This window comes from bacterium SCSIO 12741 (assembly GCA_024398055.1).
In the GTDB taxonomy this organism is placed as follows: Bacteria; Bacteroidota; Bacteroidia; order Flavobacteriales_G; family Salibacteraceae; genus SCSIO-12741.
In genome coordinates, this window is sequence record CP073749.1 from 2480723 (window position 1) to 2499785 (window position 19063).

Consider the following 19063-nt stretch of genomic DNA (forward strand, 5'->3'; position numbering starts at 1 on the left):
GTCCTAATTTGCTTAGATTTGTAAACTTGTCCTAATATATGAAGCTTAAAGAAAACGCAATCATTTTGGCATGTATTCTTTGTGCCATTAACTCCATTTATTCTCAAAACCTGGATAAAATGCCATCATTGTTCAAATCCGAAGAAGGAAAAAATGCAATTCTTAAACTTTATGACACCAAACTCTCGAGTTTAGGGGTTGAATATGAATATGAAACTGTGAATACGAGTTTTGGTAAGACCAATATTATCGTCTGTGGAAGCCCAGCCAACCCTCCAATCATTTTGGTGCATGGCTCCAATGGATGTGCACCGGTGGCTCTTGAGACCTACTCCAATTTGCATAAATCTTATCGCGTGTATGCCGTCGATGTATTGGCACAACCTAATAAGAGTTCCGAGACGCGACTCAATATGAAAGATGATTCCTACGGGAAATGGATGAATGAGATTATCACCAGCCTCAAATTGGACTCAGTCACTATGGCCGGATTTTCTTTTGGTGGTTTAGTGATTCTTAAAACCCTGGAATACGATGAAAGTAGAATAAAAGAGGTTTTCCTTTCGGCACCTGCGTACATTGTTAATGGCAATCCCATTAAAGCTATGTTTAAGGTATTTATTCCAATGAAACGGTACATGAAAACCGAGGATCGGAAGTATGTAGACAAGTTTCTTGGCGAGGTTTTTACTCAACAAGATGAGTTTGCGATGGAATACTTATCAAAGGTCTTTTTGGAATTTGAGATGGATTTCACTCCAGTTCCAGTGATTAAGACCAAAAATGCATTAGAGATAAAAACTCCCATCACCATTTTTGCGGCCCAAAACGACATCATCTTTCCCGGGAGGAAAATGCAGCGAAGGGTATCCAAAATATTTCCTTCCCTAAAGACTTGCGAGCTCATGGAAAACTCCAAACATGTACAGGATAAGGAACAAAATGAATGGATAGAAAGAATAATTCTAAACCAGACTAATTAAACGAGATAGCCTTTCTTCGAGTCAACTATTATAGTGAGATTTGAGGTCATACTACGTTCAATTTGACGTTATAGAATCAATCATCAAAGTACGAAATAGGCCGATGGATCAGGAAATCAGACAAAAGATAATCGCGGTTTGCGATCAGAAGATTGCGAAAAAAGGAGAGGGTGTAGGTGTTTCGTTCTACGCCTTTTTTGAGAATAAAAACACCCACCCAAAACGCTTAATGGAAGTGGCTGAATGGTGGATATGGAAGCATAAACTCGATCACTTTGAAAAAGCCGTCAAGATCAAAGAGATGGTCCAAAATGGTTTGTAGGAAGTGCCCTTTCTAAGCCTTCGACGGTACCGATTTAAGGGCTTAGATGAAAGGAGCGAAATTCCACTTGGTCCATGGATTTGATGTCATCGGGAATTCCCTCATCATGAATGATAACCCGGTATCCTCGATGAACCAAGTCTTCAATTTCGGCTCTATTGGGGAGATGAGAATAGACCGTAAGGTTGGTATAAAACATGGCCTCAATATTCCTTTCGTAGTTCAACAAAACTCCTTTTTCGATGGGTTCTTTTCCCAGGGAACGAAGCTCAATAGCCCATTGGGGATTTTTGATCCGATCATCAAAAGGTTTCATTCGCTCCACTCCATATCGGGCGGGTAGAAAGATGAAAAGGAAAAGTAGCAGTTGCGCCACCCAAGGATAGGTGAATTTTTCTCGATTTTCCTGAACCCAACCATAGAATTCAGCGGTGATTAAAAACAGAGCTGGTGCCGTGAAGACCAAATATCCCTGCATCTTGGTTTTGGCCATAGAAAACACCAGTAAAGGAATGACGAACCACAAAAGGAGAGCCATCCGTCGGTAATTCTGAGGGGACTTAATCATCTTCCACAAAAACCACAACAAAGGCAGGTAAATCAACTCTCCGTAATTGATCCGAATTTGATTCAAGAAATAATAAAATGGGGCACCTCTACCGTCCAATTCTTCGGTAAAGTGTCGGTAGTTGAATTCGGCTTCATAGGCGGCCTGAACGGGAAACTCTTGATTGATATACACCTGCCAGGGAAGAGCTACTACGACCGTGGTAAGAAGAATCAATCCGAAGTTTAAGGCCATTTGGTTTCGCGAAAATCGCTTGCTGTCTGCTACCAGTAAGAGCCAAATGGGAAGTACAATTAATGCCGGCAACCATTTGGTAAGAATCGCCGCTCCAATAGACAAGCCCATGAAAATCGAGTAAGACCAATGGCCCTTTTGAATAAACCGAACCGTTAGAAAAACAGCCAGCAAGACAAAGAATAGAAAATGAACATCGATATGATCCGTGGCTATTCGTCCGCCTGTAAGTTCCAGAATAAGTCCATTGATCGAAAACAAAAAAGCAGCAATGAAGCCTACTTTTTCGTGGTACAGGTATTTGCCAATGGAGAAAATGAGGCCTACACCCAAGGTCGACATCAAAACAGAAGGCAGCCGAACGGCGAATTCATGGACGCCAAATAGTTTCATGCTACCTGCCATTAACCAAAGCGGAATGGGCTGTTTGTGGAGCCAGATATGACTCGAAACCCAACTCCTTTCCTGGGAAGGCAAAGCGGGGTTGTCATAGAGCGTAGGAACCCATGGGTGGCTCATTAGATTTTTGGCCACAAGGGCGTGGAATCGTTCGTCCCAGGTATGCAGGTAAAGGTCTGAGGCAACAAAACAATAGATCAGCAGGGCGCATAAGCTCAATAGGAAAACAGCCGGTCTAAATCTGTTTTGGCGGTAAAGTTTCCAGGACCAGAAATACCCGCCAAGGCACAGTATGATTACAAGGCTGTCAATAATATAATGATCCATGAATTCCCGTTGAGCCGTACTGGCCAATCAAAGCTAATGTTTTGGGATAAATGTAAAATGCAGGGAAAGCAGTTTTGAGAACGACGAACTCTATTTTTAGTGAACTTTTGGTTCGTATAGAACTACTTCCAATACCTAGCAGGTCATTTTTTTACTTGGCAGTATCCGATGTATATTGCGTGGTTAATGAACGCACAGATTGAACTGGACTAAACTATACCCGAGCAACAGGCCCCTTGTTCATTCTTTTTTGACTGGACTGTTTTACTTCCTGTTTTGCTGGTCCCTCGATTTTGGCGATACCTCAAAAGGGTTGTTTGCAGGAGTTATGCTTTTCCTGCCAGGAATTACTTTTCCTTTGACCACCAGCTACTATAAACTATCCAACCCCAATTCCATTCTTCAACCCTTCATTCATTTTGTTTTGTCCGTGGGTATTTATCATGGGAGTGTGTGGCTCTTTAGTGGCGAAGGCCGGATAAAGTTCATCACTATTTTGGCGGGGTTCTTAGGTTCTCTGCTGTTTCTGTTAGCGACCAAATACCTCCTTAAAAAACGTATAACTCTTGTTCAAATAGCAGTTACTGCCACATTAAGTGGGCTCGCTTTTCTACCCTACGAATGGATAACGCGGAGTGAATTTTTGATGGGCTTCGCCGTTTTTTGGTGGACGGTGGTGAATGGCTTTTTGCTGAATCTGGAGTATAAAAAAAGCAGTTTCCATTAGTTGGTAAATGGTGAATTGTTGAGCCTTGGATGAGATCGACGGTTTACTTGAAATGACTATTTTGGTTCTAACTAAACTGTTATTCTATTGAGGGGGGCCCTCTTAACTAAAACAAGTATGAAGTCAAAAACAACAGCTTACCTTTTGTGGTTGATTAGCATTTTCGGCTGGTTAGGTTTTCATCATTTTTACCTGGGCAAAATTGGAAAAGGAATAATCTGGATTCTTACCGGAGGCGTCTTCGGAATCGGTTCCTTGATCGATTTGTTTACCCTGGGTGGCGCCGTGGACAACTACAACACAAAGACAGAACTCGAGACAATTCGGGCGGCTACTTTGGCCAATTCAAGCCGGAATTAGTCCTTTCCGCATTTATCTATTGACAAGATCTTACGGGCTTTAAGCCTTCGGTTGATTCCAGCTTAAGAATAGAAATTTGCATTCTCATATACCGTAAGGTATATTTGCAAAATGGTACGGTCAGAAAAAACCAGGCAGCTGATTATAGAAAAGACAGCCTCGATATTCAATAAAAAGGGATATACCGGGACCTATCTTTCCGATTTGACCCAAGCCACCGGTTTGACCAAAGGCAGTATCTACGGCAATTTTAAGGACAAAAATGAAGTGGCCGTTGAAGCTTTTAAGTACAACCTCCAGTTTCAGTCCAAACAGTTGAGTGAAAAATTGGATCAGGAAGATAGAGCTCAAGATAAGCTCCTGGCTTTTCTGAATTATTACCGAACAGCTTTTCGGTCCATTTTTAACAATGGAGGCTGCGCCATTTTGAATACCGCCATAGACGCCGATGATGGGAATGAAGCACTCAAAAATGAAGTGGTGAAAACCATTTACAGTTGGCACCAGCGAATCGTGACCATTTTGGAAGAAGGAAGGCGCCAAAAGGAATGGGAAGAGGTCAATTCATCTGTATTTTCCTACCGCATCATTGCCATGGTAGAGGGAAGTATTATGCTGGCCAAAACCCTGGATAAGCCTGAAATATTAATCGATAACATCGATTTTCTGGAGGCTGAAATACATCGAATAATCAAGAACTAAAAAAATTTTAAACGTCCATATACCTTACGGTATATGATGAATTTATTTAAAAATGAAAAGAGTAGTTATCACAGGGTTGGGAGCCATTACCCCCATTGGAAAAAACACCCGGGAATACTGGGGCAACCTTTTGAACGGAGTATCGGGAGCGAGCCGAATCACCCGATTTGATCCATCCCACTTCAAAACGCAGTTTGCCTGCGAGATCAAGGATTACGACCCACTCGACTATTTCGACCGCAAGGAAGCCAGGAAATTGGACCTCTTTAGCCAATACGGATTGATTTCAGCCCATGAGGCGATCGCCGATGCCGAACTTGATTTTTCAAAATTGGATGTCAATAGAATCGGTGTCATTTTTGCCAGTGGTATTGGTGGTTTTGAAACCTTTGAAAAAGAGATCGCAGCTCGTGCAAGCGAAAATTCCATGTCTCGATTTAATCCCTTTTTTATCACCAAGATCATTTCAAATGGGCTGGCCGGTCAAATATCCATCAAGCATGGGCTAAGAGGAGTGAACTACTGTCCCGTTACCGCTTGTGCTTCATCCACTCAAAGCATTATTCAAGCCTTCAACTACATCCGCTGGGGAAAAGCAGATATCATCGTAACCGGTGGCTCAGAAGCTCCCATTACCGAGGCATCCATTGGCGGTTTTAACGCGATGAAGGCCATGTCCACCAACAACGAAGAATACAGTTCCGCTTCCCGACCATTTGACCAAAGCAGGGATGGATTTGTAGTTGGAGAAGGGGCTGGGACCTTAATTATCGAAAGCCTGGATTCGGCCAGAAAGAGAGGGGCTAAGGTCTATGCCGAAATAATCGGTGGGGGAGAAAGCTCAGACGCTTACCACATCACTGGAACCCACCCCGAAGGCACGGGGGCATTTTTGGCCATGCAAAGCGGACTTCAGGAAGCGGAAATAGCACCCGAAAAAATAGACTACATCAATGCTCACGCTACTTCCACAGGAGTAGGAGATCTATCCGAAGTTAGAGCGATTGAAAAGCTTTTTGAATCTACTTTGGACAAGATTCAAGTAAGCGCCTCCAAATCTATGACCGGCCATTTGTTAGGCGGCACCGGGGCCATTGAAGCCATTTCCACCGCCTTGTCTGTGCAAAACAATTGGATTCCACCCACAATCAATACGACCGAAGTAGATGAAAACATTCCCAAAGCATTGAATCTATCTCTTCACAAGAAAAGCTCCAGGGAGATTCAATATGCGCTTAGTAATAGCTTTGGATTTGGCGGGCATTGTGCCGCGTTGATTTTGAAGAAGTACGCTGTAGATTAATGTGAATCAAATAGGAATTAACGCTATGTTTACCGGATGAAAACAACAGCACTGCTTCTATCAACCCTTTTATTGGCGGCATGTAGCTTCTCTAATCAACCCTATCGCGGTAGTTTCAAAAGAGCCTACAAAGACAGATCCTGTAATCATAGCCACATCTGCTGTGAAATGAAATGTCCCTGTTGCAATTCCAAAAGAAAAGCCAGAAAAGATAGAAAGCGATATAAAAAAGAGCGGTCGACTTCTGCTGGTGTAGAGATTTCTTCCAATTGGTAATCCTCTTTAAAACAATCGCTTTTTCTATGAAATCAAGTCCTTGATGAAAGTGCATGTGCCCGATTGATCTCTGGTTTAGCGGGTATGATTAAGCGCCATTTGATGCATGCCTGTTGATGAGTAGCTCGTTGGTTTACTCAAATGTTTTGATGTGGCTATTCGATAACCAGGAGCTTTTTCTTTTGAATGATCTTGCCTTGTTGCTTGAATACAATCAGGTAGTGGCCTTTCGAAAGATTTGATATTTCCCATTCCAATAGAAGCTGTTGCGGGTTGATGATTTTTTGATCTATCAATACTCCTTGAAAGTCTAAAATGGACACCGACACTGCTAATTGATTAGGATTCTCGTTACGGATGAAAAGATGGCCGTTGAATGGATTTGGGTAGACATCATAGCGATCTTCATCATGTGCAGACTCTTTTATAGAAGTAGTGATTTTTCCATCATGCAACGAATCAATTTCCCACGGTTCGAGCGCCCGACCATAGATTCGAACATCATCAATTTTTCCGTTGTAGTAGTAGGTTCTTCCCGAAAGAATGTCGTATTGGCTTTTGCCCATTATTAAACTGGGATTGCCTACGATACCATCAATAGTTGGGCTTGAGGTTGCGCCATTTCCTCCTTTGTTTAAAACGCCATCAATAAACAGCAACACTTCATTTTCTTTATAAACTCCCACCACATGATACCACTTATTTAGAGGGAAGCTTTGGCTGCTCATGAAACTGTATGAAGTCCTTTTCCAATTGGATAATTCCGCATTAAATTGTGGCTCAAAATTTGGGTAATGGCTATAGGTAAGAGAAAATTCACCCCATTCCGCTTCACCAACCTGTATTCCAGTAACTTGGATGTTTGACGAAGTATTTGTCCTTGGATAAAACCAAGCGGCAATAGTGGCCTCTTTTAGGGTGTCCACCCGAATGAATGATCCAAACTCAATGAATGATGAATCACCATCAAAATCAAAAGCAGATTGGGGATTGCCAAATCGATCCGTTGTCAAATTGGCTTTGATTATTGTAGCGTGATGTGCGTTGCCCGAGGTGTCCAGGCACAAACTGTCCATGGGATACTGGCAGATGAGGTGGTCATTGATCGATTGTGAAAAAAGATGCAGGTAGATGTTGGTCAATAAAAAAGTTAGAAGGAAGGCTCTTTTCATGGATTGGGTTTTGCAAATGGTCTATCCAAAAATAAACGATTCCATTAATTACACGTTTATGGGCATTGGCAAATAGCTGCTTGCTTCATTTATAGCAGTACCTTTCGGACGTTTACCATTCTCACAACTCATGTTGCAAACAAGTGATGAAATAGACCTTGAACAGATCCTCGCTAACGTCCAAGAATCCTACGCTCCTCTGTCTGAAGAATGCCAAAGAGAATTCCTGGATCGATCGAAACTCAACTTCCTAAAAAAGGGTGAGATCGTTGTGCGTGAAGGGCAATATGCGAAGAAGGCCTATTTGATTATCGAAGGTTGTGCCCGGGCTTTTTATTTGAAAGAAGGAAAAGATATTTCCGACTGGTTCACTTTTGAAAATCAATTTATGGCTCCGATAGTGAGTTTTTTTGGAGATGTGCCCAGTCCCCATTACGTGGAATTTGTGGAAGACTCGATGGTTTTGGAATTCTCCAAAGATACCGTTGATTCACTTTCCGAAAAACACCACGATTTTGAGCGGATAATTAGCAAGGTTGTTACGGAAACCATGTTGGGTCTATGCGAAAGGTTGAACACTATTCAGTTTGCGAAAGCCGAGGAAAGGTTTGATCGGTTATTGACCATTTACCCCAATATAACGCAGAGAATTCCATTGACCCATATTGCCTCCTATTTGGGCATAACCTTGGAGACATTAAGTAGAATTAGAAGCTCCCGGGCACGAATTTGATACAGGTCAAAGGAAAAGGCTGCTATTCCCATAATCTTTGGAGAAAGACAAGAATAACATGAAGCACATAACCAACGGAAAAATCCTGATTTTCATTGGAGCCATGCACACCCTATTGGCCATTACTCCCTTTGCCTTTGGAAAACAGTTTGCCGATTTTTACGGCTCCTTCTTTTTCAAAATCAGTGAGGGACTTACTGAATTTCCTTTGCTTAATGGAATCATGAATTATGAAAACTTCGCCGCATTTTGGTTCTTCTATTTTGGGCTTTTAATTCTTCCCATTGGCGTATTGGTTAATCACGTAGAAAAGGTGAATGGTCAAATTCCAAAAAGCTTTATCTACCTCTACTTGATGGTCGTTTTAATCGGCGTTTATATGATACCCTTCTCTGGAATGACCTTCATCATGCTCCCTCATGCTCTATATATGCTCATTCAGCAGCGCAGAGTTGGGGCGTCCAAATGATTTTACTGAAGTAACGACTCAGTCTACTCTTTAAGGCTATTCCTTAATATCGAAAACGAATTTGATTTAGATCAAATGAGATGGCTTCCGTGCGATTGACCTTTGCCAAAAGGTTTAAAAAATGGAAGCAAATAGAATACCGCAAAAATCAATTCTGGGCCCTTGGTGGGTACCCATTAGACCCTGGTTTTACTCGGCTTGGCTGGCGTATGAATTGACCATTCGCTTTTACGATTACGGGCTTGCGGTCTACCATTACTTTTTAGAATTTGAAAATCACCTGGGAGAATTTGGAGCCCAAGCCTTGGCTCTGTTTTGCGGCATTGCTGTTTTCCTGATTTGTACATCCTACCTCACTTTGGCTGGGTGTGTTCTGCTGTTTAAATTCTTTAGCACCAGGAATGAATCCGGCAATTCAACCGAAGAAAAGTTCAAGTACTATTTCTGAGCCGAAAGGGATATTAATTCGGCTTCGAGGCCATCTCCATCTTAAGTCTGACAGAAATCGTTAACTAAATAAGAAATGAATAAACGAATAGCCATTATCATCGGTCACCCCGACAAAGAGAGTTACAACCACGCCTTGGCAGAGGCGTACAAAAAAGGAGCTCTGGAAGCAGGTGCTGAGGTCCAGGAAATCGTCATCAACGATTTAGATTTTAACCCCAATCTTCAATTCGGTTATCGAAAACGCACCGAACTCGAACCCGACTTATTAAAAGCTCAGGAGGTTCTAAAATGGGCCGATCATTTAGTATGGGTTTACCCCGTTTGGTGGGGCTCCGTGCCTGCCATCATGAAAGGATTTCTGGATCGGGTTTTACTACCCGGTTATGCCTTCAACAAAAGGAAAGGATCCTTGTGGTGGGACAAGCTCTTCCAAGGAAAAACTGCCCGAATTATCTGCACCCTCGACCAACCTGCCTGGTACTACAAGTGGGTATACGGAAACCCAAGTCACAAAGCCATGAAAGGGCTAACCCTAAATTTTATTGGAGTCAAGTCTGTGAAATTTACCACCATTGGTCCCATCCGTCTTTCCAAAGATAGCTTTAGGGAGAAGTGGCTGCGGAAAGTGGAAGGGCTTGGGAAAAACGGAAGGTGAAGTTTGATCAAAATGGTTTATTTTAGGGTCAAACTAAACTGTATCTTCTGTTTCACCCTTTGATCCTTTTTTTAAGTATCCTTCGTGAATCTACGCGTGATTGGCTTCCTGGATGAACTAAGGTAGGCGGTCACCTTGCAGAAGTGCACCCAAAGCGTGCGTGCATGAATTCTAATACCCGGAAAAATCGACATAACAGTAGTTCACCCGCGGCCAATAGCACGGAAGGAACGACCCGTAAAAGTGATACTCATCAAGGGATCATTGACAAACGATCAGAATTTGCATCCCAGCGTCAATGGGTTGATTTAGTTCAGAATCCGCCAATTGGATCAGCTCCCGTTCAGAGAAAGGAGAATAATACAGGACTTCCAGATGATCTAAAATCGGGAATAGAAAGCCTTTCCGGGTATTCCATGGACCACGTAAAAGTTCATTATAATTCGGATAGGCCTGCCCAATTAAGGGCTCATGCTTTTGCGCAAGGGTCGTCGATTCATTTGGCAAGAGGTCAAGAAAAACATTTACCCCATGAAGCCTGGCATGTTGTGCAACAAATGCAAGGAAGGGTACAACCAACCATTCAAATGAAAGAGGGACCCGATATAAACGACCAAGCTGAGCTGGAAAGCGAGGCCGATAGAATGGGGGAGAAGGCTTTGCAAGCCAAAGCCAAACCCTCGGCACGGCTTCGCGAAGCAGGTCTAAGTCAGTCCACTTCTGCCGTTCAATTGATGCCTCAGAATCGCAAAGAGTTTAAAGAGGCTCGAGCCTATTTGATAAAGGCTGCCAGGCCAAATCTATACAGCAACGAGGCTGTGATGCTTTTGACCCGACTCGATATATACAGCCATTTAAAACGATTACCTACAACCAATCGAGGTGGTAAAGAGGTATATAACGATACTCTTATTGATGCCATTAAAGAAGGAATAGACAATTCAAACATTCAGCAGGAATTTAAACAGGCTTGTATTGCTGCTGATCCAACAGGAGGATTGGAACGGTGGAAGTTTATTCTACAACATTTGAAAAGTGGACTTCACGATGAATTGATGGAATATAAGCCATTTAAAGATCGCTGGTTTGGGTTAACAGGTCGGGTGAATAAATGGGGTACGGTAAGCTCTACCTTGATGGTACAGGGAGCTATGCAGGCCATTATGGGAAATGAAGTTTCCGCTGCCGCCTTTGCCGTTCGAAGTATTTCTCAGCAGATCAAATTGTTTATCGTCAATACGGTTAGCCTGGCCCAGAAAATTGAACATCCAGTAGGTTACAGGAGATTAATTACTGGCGTTAGCATGTTTATGGAAGTCGCCAAGTTTTTCGAGACCTGGACCAAAGCGGGATTGACTGACGATAAAATGGCCTTGTTGAGGAAAATCTCCAATTACATGAAGAAAGTAAGGGCGGCGTTGTTATTTATTAAAGAAGCCGTGCTGCATATTGTTCCCAAAAGCCTGGCTCCATTTGATAAGTACTTCAACGTTTCAGTGGGTATGCTTGAGGCGATATTAAATTTTTGTTCCGTTTCAGATAAGAACGTGGCGCCCGACATAATCAACAATGTAGCAAAGATGATCAAGCACCTGTTTAGTGGAGGTATCGAGATGTTTAAGCATATCTATAAGGTTTTAAAAGAAATGGCTACAAAACCAAGAGTGAGGGCCGCCTCAGGGGGCATCAAAGTGGACCTATGGAGGTGCACCTTTTGGATGATGTTAGCCCCGCTGATTTAGAAATGCAGAGGACAGGCCATGCCCACACGATTTAGTTTATTCCGTTTTGTCCCACCCTACCGGATTGACATTGCCGCAGCTGGAGTTTGGTTAAATTGGTTAATTTTAGGTTTAAACTAAACTGTACTTCCTTGAAGAATACTTCATTTTATAACTGCGTTTAAATAAACTTTGTGAATGACATAAAACGGTTTTGTTAGTTGCAGTTTTCCTGAATAAAATCACTACTAAACAATGAAATTTAATCGAAATTTTTTCCAGAAAATTACTCAATGAAATGTGTTGCCTTCTGGAATTTGAATTCGTCTTTACAATTGCCAAACTTTAAATTACATCAATAATGAAATACCTTGCTAAACTGAGCTTTGCCCTTCTTTTATTTTCGATTTTAGGAGCTTGTAGTTCCAATTCTTCTAATGATAGAATTTATGAAGATACGGTTGAGTATGAAGAATCTGCGCCAATGACCGAGGCTGAATTAAAACAACAACTGAAGGACCGGGAATGCTATGATGGAAGTGAATATTTAAATGGTTCATTAAAGTATAAACCAATCTATAAAAATGCTTTTAGCACAAAAGTCAAAGGATTAAAGTTGTTTTGTACCTTGAGGAGTAAGGCTACTCTGGCAACCTATAAAGATGTTAAAGCCAAGGTGAGATTTGTGTCCAAAACAGGAACGGTGATACTGGAGAAAGAATTTGACGTTTACGAATTCATAACCCCCAATGATAGCATTAAGTATTCAACTGAAATTGTTGTGACCAATCAACAATTTAAAGACATTGCCAGTTTTAATTGGGGTATTTTACGGGCAGATTGCAAATGATTAAGATTTTGCCATTTATAGCTTCTGATTACCAAATTATCAGCGAGTTTCCTTTTTCAGAGTGAACACTTCTTCAGCTTTATTGACGAAAAAGGAAGTTAGTTCATCGTATTCGGATTGTAAGGATTATTTTCTATGGCGAGTATCAAATTCAAAGTCTTGAATCCATTGGACTATAAATCTTAAAAAAAAAACTATTCTATTAGAAACCAAAAGACTGCTGGCTGGGAATGGAAATTTTCTTCTTCAACGAAAACACCGAAAAGAAGAAATCACCTATCGATTTGAAGAGTTAATCCGGCAAACCGAAAAAAGAACAAAAGGATCAGCTATTACGCGGAAAAGCTAAATGTGAGCACGGTATGTCTATCCGAGTGCGTAAAACAAACGTCTCAAAAGACCGCCAAAAAGATCTTGACCGAATACATAATCATGGAGGCTCACTTCAAGTTGCTCAACACCCAGTTTAGCGTAGAAACCATCGCCACAGAACTCGGCTTCGACGATAGATCCAACTTCATCAATTTTTATAAAAAGCACACCAGGCTAACCCCTAATCAAGAACGGAAAAGCAACCTTCCTGTTCGGGTTTGAATAGAGACTTGCAAAGTTGAAAATTTGAATAGCGGGGTTAGGGAATTGTTGGTTGGAAAAGTTTAATTTTAGGATTCAACAAAACTAAACTGTACTTCTTCTCTTGTTTCCTATTCTGCTTCCGAATTTTGGGGTATTTATTCAAATCGAATATCTACAAGAAAATGATAGCATTGATGTTGTGCTCAATTATTTTTAATGCAAAAAAGAAAATCGAATCGAAATACCTGGTTCAGGCAAAATAACTCAACTATTAAGTTTACAGGAAAGCTTAACTCTTTTAATGTTAAGGATTTTTGTTCTGCAATTAATCGATTTAAGCAGTCGGAAAATGAAAATTTGACTGTTGATTTCTCAAGAGTTATGCAGGCTTATCCTAACGGAGTGCTTCCAATAATTTCAACCATCACTGAAATTAGGGATGAAGGATATGATGTATACGTCAAATTACCACAAAGTGATAATGTCAGACGACTGTTTCGAAGTGTTAATTGGGCGCATTTTTTGTCTCCAGCACAATTTGAGAAATCGGAATCAACTCATGATCGACATTTAGTTACTAGGAATTTTAGAGATGAAAATGAGCAGACACAAGTAGTTAATGATTTTATGGATGTCGTTTTGCGGAGCATAGAGGTACCGAAGGATGTACTATCCGGGTTGGAATGGTCAATCAATGAAATTACGGACAATGTTTTGAATCATTCTCAAGGAATAAATGGCGGTTTTGTCCAAGTAAGTACATATCCGACAAATGGACAAATAGCATTTGCTGTTGCTGATTCAGGAAAAGGGATATTGACTTCTCTAAAAGAGAGATTTCCGTCATTAAGGACTGATATGCAGGCGATCGGAGAGGCCGTTAAAGCTGGTGTTACAAGTAACCCGAAATATGGTCAAGGTAATGGACTTGCAGGATCATTAAGAGTTGCTACTCTGACAGGAGGATCCTTGGAGGTTACAAGCGGAAGTGCTAGAGTAATAAGTACAATTGATAATACCACGCGAAACAACCGAAAAGACTATCAATATTACCAGGGTACATTGGTTTGTGGACAGATTAAGGTGACTTCTGATTTCTCAATTTCCAAAGCTCTAAATTTTGGAATGGATGAGGACTATGAGCCTGGAAATGTCATTGATTATCATTATGAAATGGAAGATGAAGATTGTTTATTCCTTTCTATGAAAAATGAAACTACCGGTTTTGGAACAAGACGTTCAGGAAAACAAATTAACACAAAGATTAATAATTTAATAAAGGCAAAGCCGAGTTATCCGTTGGTAATTGATTGGGAAGGAGTCCCTGTAATTTCAAGTAGTTTCGCGGATGAAATGATTGGAAAGTTATTTCTAAAAATGGGGGCTATTTCTTTTTCATCAATAATTAGAAATACCAACATGGAACCATTAATTAGAAATTTACTTGATAAGGCAATCGCTCAAAGATTAACACAGGCGAACGACGGAGAATAGAAAGGGTATTTCGTCTCAACTCAAGTTAGTAAATATTTATGCCCACCTCTGCGCAGTTTATCCATTTCGGTCATGAGACCGATTCACCAATACCTCGTCGTAGTTTCAAACTACGACGAAACTTTTCTTCTATTTTCAATGCGAAGGGAATTAAATTTTTTAAGTTCTGAAAATAAGTATTTTGATGATTAAATTCTGAAAGTAAAACTTAAAGTGAACTCGAGTCGGAAAAAGGCTGGGGGAGAGATATGTCGTGTTATGAATCTGATTATTTGTAAGAATTTTAGACGATGAATTTCTTTTGGAAAAAGGGAACAAAAAACAAGAGTGATGAGATTAACGATGAATTATCATCTGACAATATCAAGCAAGGTCTAAGCAGCTATATTGTTGATAATGGTCTTCCAAATGTTCTGCTTGAGATAATTAAGGAGGAAGTTAGCAGCTCCGAATTTAGCCGTGCGTTTGGAACTGATTATAATGCTCCATATTCAATTCTTCAACTTACCGAAAAAGAACAACAGATTTATCAAACCAATAGATATCAACCAATTTTTTCATATTCACATTCAACAATTTTTGCATTTGATACAGAATTAGGTGGATTTATAAGATATGACGTAGAAGACGAATTGGATGAGAAAGACATTATAGTTTATTCATGGGATGGATTATTTGTAAATCAGATTCTATTCTGGTGGGAATGTGAAATACCTGATGAGGAAATCATTAGTATCGGAGATTACTTGGGGTTGAATCATACAAGGGAAATCCTAAGAAGTATTTATGACAAGACAAATGGCAATGGTTTTAAAACTGTTGATTCCGCAAGCCAATGGGAACTGGAAATATTGAAGAGAATAGATGGGGTAATTCAATAAAACCAGTGAACGGTTCAACATTTGGTGAACTTCTCGCTTCTTCTTAATGCAAAAAGAAAACGAGGATCCTCAATAGAATTTCGCTCTCTCCAATTAGCTTCCAGGACTCACTTCTCGCTTCTAATTTCGTACCCAAATCTGGATTAAACTCGAATGACTTTATTTGTGCATTGACACCGTCAATTAGTTAAAAATAAGTTCGTTGTAAAAAAAAACGACTTATCAGGTCAACAGTTTTACCTGATTGACCTATTTTTAATTCATGTTTCGAACCCTCTACAACCGGAGGGGATGCAACCAAAATTAAATAAACGTTTATTCAAACTCCTTTACTATGAATTATTCATACCACCTTGCGCTGCTGTGCGTATTACTGACCTTTTGTCAAAACAGCTATAGCCAACTTTACGAGATCAATATTGAAAACACCTTTGAGTTCGGGAGCCCCCATAGTGTGGATCATTTTGCCATTGCGATTGACCCCAATTCCGGACACCAAGCCCATTTAGGAAGTACAAAATCCAACGGTGATTTTGACCTTTTGCTAACTCTTTTCGATGATGTTGGTGATACCTTATGGCAAACCTCGATAGACCATAACGGACAAGAGGATTACGGAATATCAGTTTGTTTTGATCCGAATGGAGATTTATTTGTAACAGGAGCTTCGGAATCGTCAGGTAGTACGGAAGTCTTATTAGCTCATTACGAGGCCAACGGAACCCAATCCTGGAAGACAAGTTGGACCGCGGCGGGAGCATTGGCCGCATATCCGGTTGAGATTCTTTGTGAGTCCGTTGATGAATTCTATTTGACCGGAACGGTATCCAATACGACTTCCCTTCACGACGTCTTTTTAGCTGAATTCGATAACCAGGGTAATGAGAACTGGTCAGTACAATACGATTATCAAAACGAAGAAGATGCTCCTATTGATGTTCGGATTGACGGAAACGGTGATCTGAACGTTGCCGGATATAGCTCAGATAGCTTGCAAGATTGGGGCATGCTTGTACTGATCTACGACAATACCGGTCAAAGTATCGGAAACAACCGGGTTTCTCTAAACACCGGAATGGATCAGCCAACGGCTTGGGCAATTGATAACCAGAATAACAAATACATCGCTGGATTTACAACAACCGCAACAGACGGTGAAGATCTTGTTCTGGTTAAGGTAAATGCGCAAAATTCGGTGGACTGGTCTAGGAGTTTTGACTACTCAGGAGGAAATGACCGGGCTTTTGATCTTACCTGGGACAATGCTAATAATCTTTACGTATGTGGTAATGGAGAAAATGATGCCGGAAACACCGACCAATTGCTCCTAAAATATGACCTCAATGGAAATCTGATCTGGCAAAAGGAATATGCCCTTCAAACCGGAAGAACGACCGAAGCTCACCAAATGGTGATAAAATCCGGTGAGATTTATGTCGCAGGTATTACCAGGGCTGGTTCAACGGCTGATTTTCTGTTGACCGCTTGGGACAATAGTGGAGCGGTTAACTGGTCGAAAAGTTGGAGTAATGGTAATGAGGCCAAAGGCGTTGCTCACATTGAACCCACAACCAATAATGGAATAAGCGTCAACGGTTATACTTCCGGGTTGGCTTCCGGCTCATATGTTCGGTTTGAGATCGATGCCGCTTACCGTGACCTGACCACTGAGACAACCACCGGCTCTTTGTCATTGGACTATGTGAAAAATGAAATATTACTGGAGGTAAACCCGGATCTGGTTAAACGGGATTTTGCCGATGACACTGACTTAAAACAAAACGAATTGTATCAGGCCTTAGATTCGGTCCTGGCCGATTCCATTGCCGTACGTTTATCCGAAATCGTGGATATAAACCAGCTATGGGTATCTAAAGTAAACCCGGCCTTTACTACTTCAGACACTTTATCTCTAGCACGAACCGGGCAGTGGATCGAACTTCCTCCTCTATGGAATCAGCTTGTTTTGCACCTGAATGGAGATATTAATGAGGAACAAGTCGCTAACCTGCTCAATGAAACGGGAGGAATCTATTATGCTCAACTAAATGTGATTCCACAGCCTCTCGATATTCCAAACGACCCCGATCTTCAAAATGATGATCAGGGAGCGTTGATTCCAACCAACTCCTTCCCTAACAGTCACATTTTTGCGGATAAAGCCTGGGATGTACAAAAAGGGAATAAACGGATTGTCACTGGAGTTTTTGACTCCGGAGTGGAATGGAAACACCACGATTTTACACCTGGGGATAAAGAAAATCCCGATTCATCTAAAGTATCTGGCCATGATTTTGAAAACGACAGAAGCTTTTTATTCTTAAGTAGTAAGACTCTTCCAGATCCTGGTCAACACGGCACTTCCTGTGCCAGCATCATAGGGTCTACTCGCAATGACAACTTTGGAGTCGCGGGAATTGCAGGAGGAGATTGGGACAATAACCGAGACTATGGTTGTTTGATCATGGCAGCCCGGATCGGGCGTACCACTACCCAACCCGGAGCCTGGACCTACCTTCCTACAAGTAAAATAGTACAGTCATTTAATATGATGGGAGTGAAATCCAACACCGGGACGGGGTTCGGAATAGATATTGCGAATCTTTCTATTGATTTAGGTGGAAGTTTGACTTGGCCGTTTCAGTACAATAACAATAGCAATAACCTAATTTCGATAGCGAAAGCCGTCCAGAATATGTCCCGAAATGGAGTGGTTACCGTGGCGGCAAGGGGGAATTCTGGAAGTACGGCGATGTCGTTTCCAGCTGTTTTTGACGATAGCTGGACGATCAGTGTTGGGGCGTTTGATCCAACCCGAAGCCGCAGAGCAGTATCTTCTTACGATAAAAATATGGATTTACTGGCTCCGGGTCATCCATCCTTGATTCAGACTGACAATAGTTTCCAGTTAGCGGCTACCCGGGATTTTAAAAATACTTCTGCCGCTGCCCCTCATGTGGCGGGAGTTGCGGCCCTGGTGCTGAGCGAATTTAATGGGCAAAGTCCTTTATACGAGGATCTAAGCGTGGAGGATGTTGAATATCTGGTTCAAAAATATACCTCTACTTCTCCCACTTGCAGTAGCTACCCTTCTCCTGAATGTGGCTGGGGAGCATTGAATGCCCAGGAAGTAATGGAGCACATGGATTACCCAAAATACCGAATCGATCATTTTACCCACACCAATTTTGGGCCGGGTAGTTCTGTGAACCTAGGTAGTAAAACCATTACAGTAACTGAAGATGTTGGTGTAATCAAAAAAGGAACCTACACCGGAGAGTTAATCAAAATATCGAAAACAGTAAGCCATTCCATTAGAACCCAGGATCAGGTATTGGGTCATTGGGTTCGTGAGAACTTTAGTACCGGGTTGCAAAACCCATCTACAGGAGTGCATGTGATTCCGGGTATTCCAGGTGGAAGTATAACCGCTTTTTCTCAGTCCAGTGCTACCCTGGAGACTTATCAGTACCGGATCAAAATAAATGGAAGTTGGGTCTATTATCCTGGCAATATAACAATGAGTTATGGAGCTCACCTTTATGATGCTAACGCTACCGAAGCAGATTTCTTTACCGGCCAGGAAGAGGGCATTGAGAAGCAAAAAAGTTCTCTTTCGGTTTATCCTAACCCAGCAGGTGATCAGGTATCGGTACGATGGATTACTTCTAAGAGTGAAAAAGGAACTTTAAGAGTTTGCGATTTGAACGGCTCATCTGTTTACATAGAATCAAAAACAATTGTTGAAGGACAGAACGAGTGGTCCTTGTCATTAGAGGGGTTAAGCTCAGGTATGTATATAATTGAGTTAAAAACTGCTGAAAAATTTGAAACCAAACGCTTGGTTATTCAATAGAGTGA

18 protein-coding genes are annotated in these 19063 nt (G+C 41.4%); 16 read left to right on the forward strand and 2 right to left on the reverse strand.

Annotated elements, in window-relative coordinates; genetic code table 11:
- Positions 1-119 precede the first annotated feature (119 nt).
- Positions 120-983 carry an alpha/beta hydrolase gene (locus tag KFE98_10520; GenBank protein ID UTW64685.1) on the forward strand — a complete coding sequence of 288 codons (864 nt, stop codon included), beginning with the start codon at positions 120-122 and terminating at the stop codon, positions 981-983.
- A 103-nt stretch (positions 984-1086) separates the two neighbouring features.
- On the forward strand, positions 1087-1305 hold the full coding sequence (locus tag KFE98_10525) for a hypothetical protein (protein ID UTW64546.1): 219 nt from the start codon (positions 1087-1089) through the stop codon (positions 1303-1305).
- Positions 1306-1339: 34 nt separating this feature from the next.
- On the opposite strand, the gene KFE98_10530 is transcribed toward KFE98_10525, so the two are convergent.
- Positions 1340-2833, reverse strand: a complete 1494-nt coding sequence (locus KFE98_10530) for a glycosyltransferase family 39 protein (protein ID UTW64547.1) — start codon at positions 2831-2833, stop codon at positions 1340-1342.
- A gap of 250 nt (positions 2834-3083) precedes the next feature.
- On the opposite strand from KFE98_10530, the gene KFE98_10535 reads away from it, so the two are divergent.
- From KFE98_10535 to fabF, 4 genes are all read left to right on the forward strand, one after another.
- Positions 3084-3560, forward strand: coding sequence for a hypothetical protein (locus tag KFE98_10535; protein ID UTW64548.1), 477 nt, complete (start codon positions 3084-3086; stop codon positions 3558-3560).
- Between the two features lie 117 nt (positions 3561-3677).
- Positions 3678-3920, forward strand: a complete 243-nt coding sequence (locus KFE98_10540) for a TM2 domain-containing protein (GenBank protein UTW64549.1) — start codon at positions 3678-3680, stop codon at positions 3918-3920.
- A gap of 111 nt (positions 3921-4031) precedes the next feature.
- Positions 4032-4622, forward strand: a complete 591-nt coding sequence (locus tag KFE98_10545; protein UTW64550.1) for a TetR/AcrR family transcriptional regulator — start codon at positions 4032-4034, stop codon at positions 4620-4622.
- Between the two features lie 52 nt (positions 4623-4674).
- A complete protein-coding gene (gene fabF / locus KFE98_10550; GenBank protein ID UTW64551.1) occupies positions 4675-5925 on the forward strand; it encodes a beta-ketoacyl-ACP synthase II in 1251 nt (416 codons plus the stop codon).
- 431 nt (positions 5926-6356) lie between these two features.
- Here fabF and KFE98_10555 read toward each other — a convergent pair whose 3' ends face one another.
- Positions 6357-7373: a T9SS type A sorting domain-containing protein gene (locus tag KFE98_10555; GenBank protein UTW64552.1), complete on the reverse strand. Its 1017-nt coding sequence runs from the start codon at positions 7371-7373 to the stop codon at positions 6357-6359.
- Positions 7374-7524: 151 nt separating this feature from the next.
- Here KFE98_10555 and KFE98_10560 point away from each other — a divergent pair, with 151 nt between their 5' ends.
- From KFE98_10560 to KFE98_10605, 10 genes are all read left to right on the forward strand, one after another.
- On the forward strand, positions 7525-8106 hold the full coding sequence (locus tag KFE98_10560; protein ID UTW64686.1) for a Crp/Fnr family transcriptional regulator: 582 nt from the start codon (positions 7525-7527) through the stop codon (positions 8104-8106).
- Between the two features lie 58 nt (positions 8107-8164).
- On the forward strand, positions 8165-8575 hold the full coding sequence (locus tag KFE98_10565; protein ID UTW64553.1) for a hypothetical protein: 411 nt from the start codon (positions 8165-8167) through the stop codon (positions 8573-8575).
- A gap of 121 nt (positions 8576-8696) precedes the next feature.
- Complete coding sequence (locus tag KFE98_10570; protein UTW64554.1) at positions 8697-9023, forward strand: hypothetical protein; 327 nt, start codon at positions 8697-8699, stop codon at positions 9021-9023.
- 75 nt (positions 9024-9098) lie between these two features.
- Positions 9099-9680: an NAD(P)H-dependent oxidoreductase gene (locus KFE98_10575; GenBank protein ID UTW64555.1), complete on the forward strand. Its 582-nt coding sequence runs from the start codon at positions 9099-9101 to the stop codon at positions 9678-9680.
- Between the two features lie 164 nt (positions 9681-9844).
- Positions 9845-11422: a DUF4157 domain-containing protein gene (locus KFE98_10580; protein ID UTW64556.1), complete on the forward strand. Its 1578-nt coding sequence runs from the start codon at positions 9845-9847 to the stop codon at positions 11420-11422.
- A 340-nt stretch (positions 11423-11762) separates the two neighbouring features.
- Complete coding sequence (locus KFE98_10585) at positions 11763-12251, forward strand: hypothetical protein (GenBank protein UTW64557.1); 489 nt, start codon at positions 11763-11765, stop codon at positions 12249-12251.
- A gap of 351 nt (positions 12252-12602) precedes the next feature.
- Positions 12603-12845, forward strand: coding sequence for an AraC family transcriptional regulator (locus tag KFE98_10590; GenBank protein ID UTW64558.1), 243 nt, complete (start codon positions 12603-12605; stop codon positions 12843-12845).
- Between the two features lie 198 nt (positions 12846-13043).
- On the forward strand, positions 13044-14321 hold the full coding sequence (locus KFE98_10595) for a DUF4325 domain-containing protein (protein UTW64559.1): 1278 nt from the start codon (positions 13044-13046) through the stop codon (positions 14319-14321).
- Positions 14322-14611: 290 nt separating this feature from the next.
- The gene (locus tag KFE98_10600; protein ID UTW64560.1) at positions 14612-15202 is read left to right on the forward strand and encodes a hypothetical protein; all 591 of its coding nucleotides are present in this window, start codon (positions 14612-14614) and stop codon (positions 15200-15202) included.
- A 334-nt stretch (positions 15203-15536) separates the two neighbouring features.
- Positions 15537-19058 carry a S8 family serine peptidase gene (locus KFE98_10605; protein UTW64561.1) on the forward strand — a complete coding sequence of 1174 codons (3522 nt, stop codon included), beginning with the start codon at positions 15537-15539 and terminating at the stop codon, positions 19056-19058.
- The last annotated feature ends 5 nt before the right edge of the window (positions 19059-19063 follow it).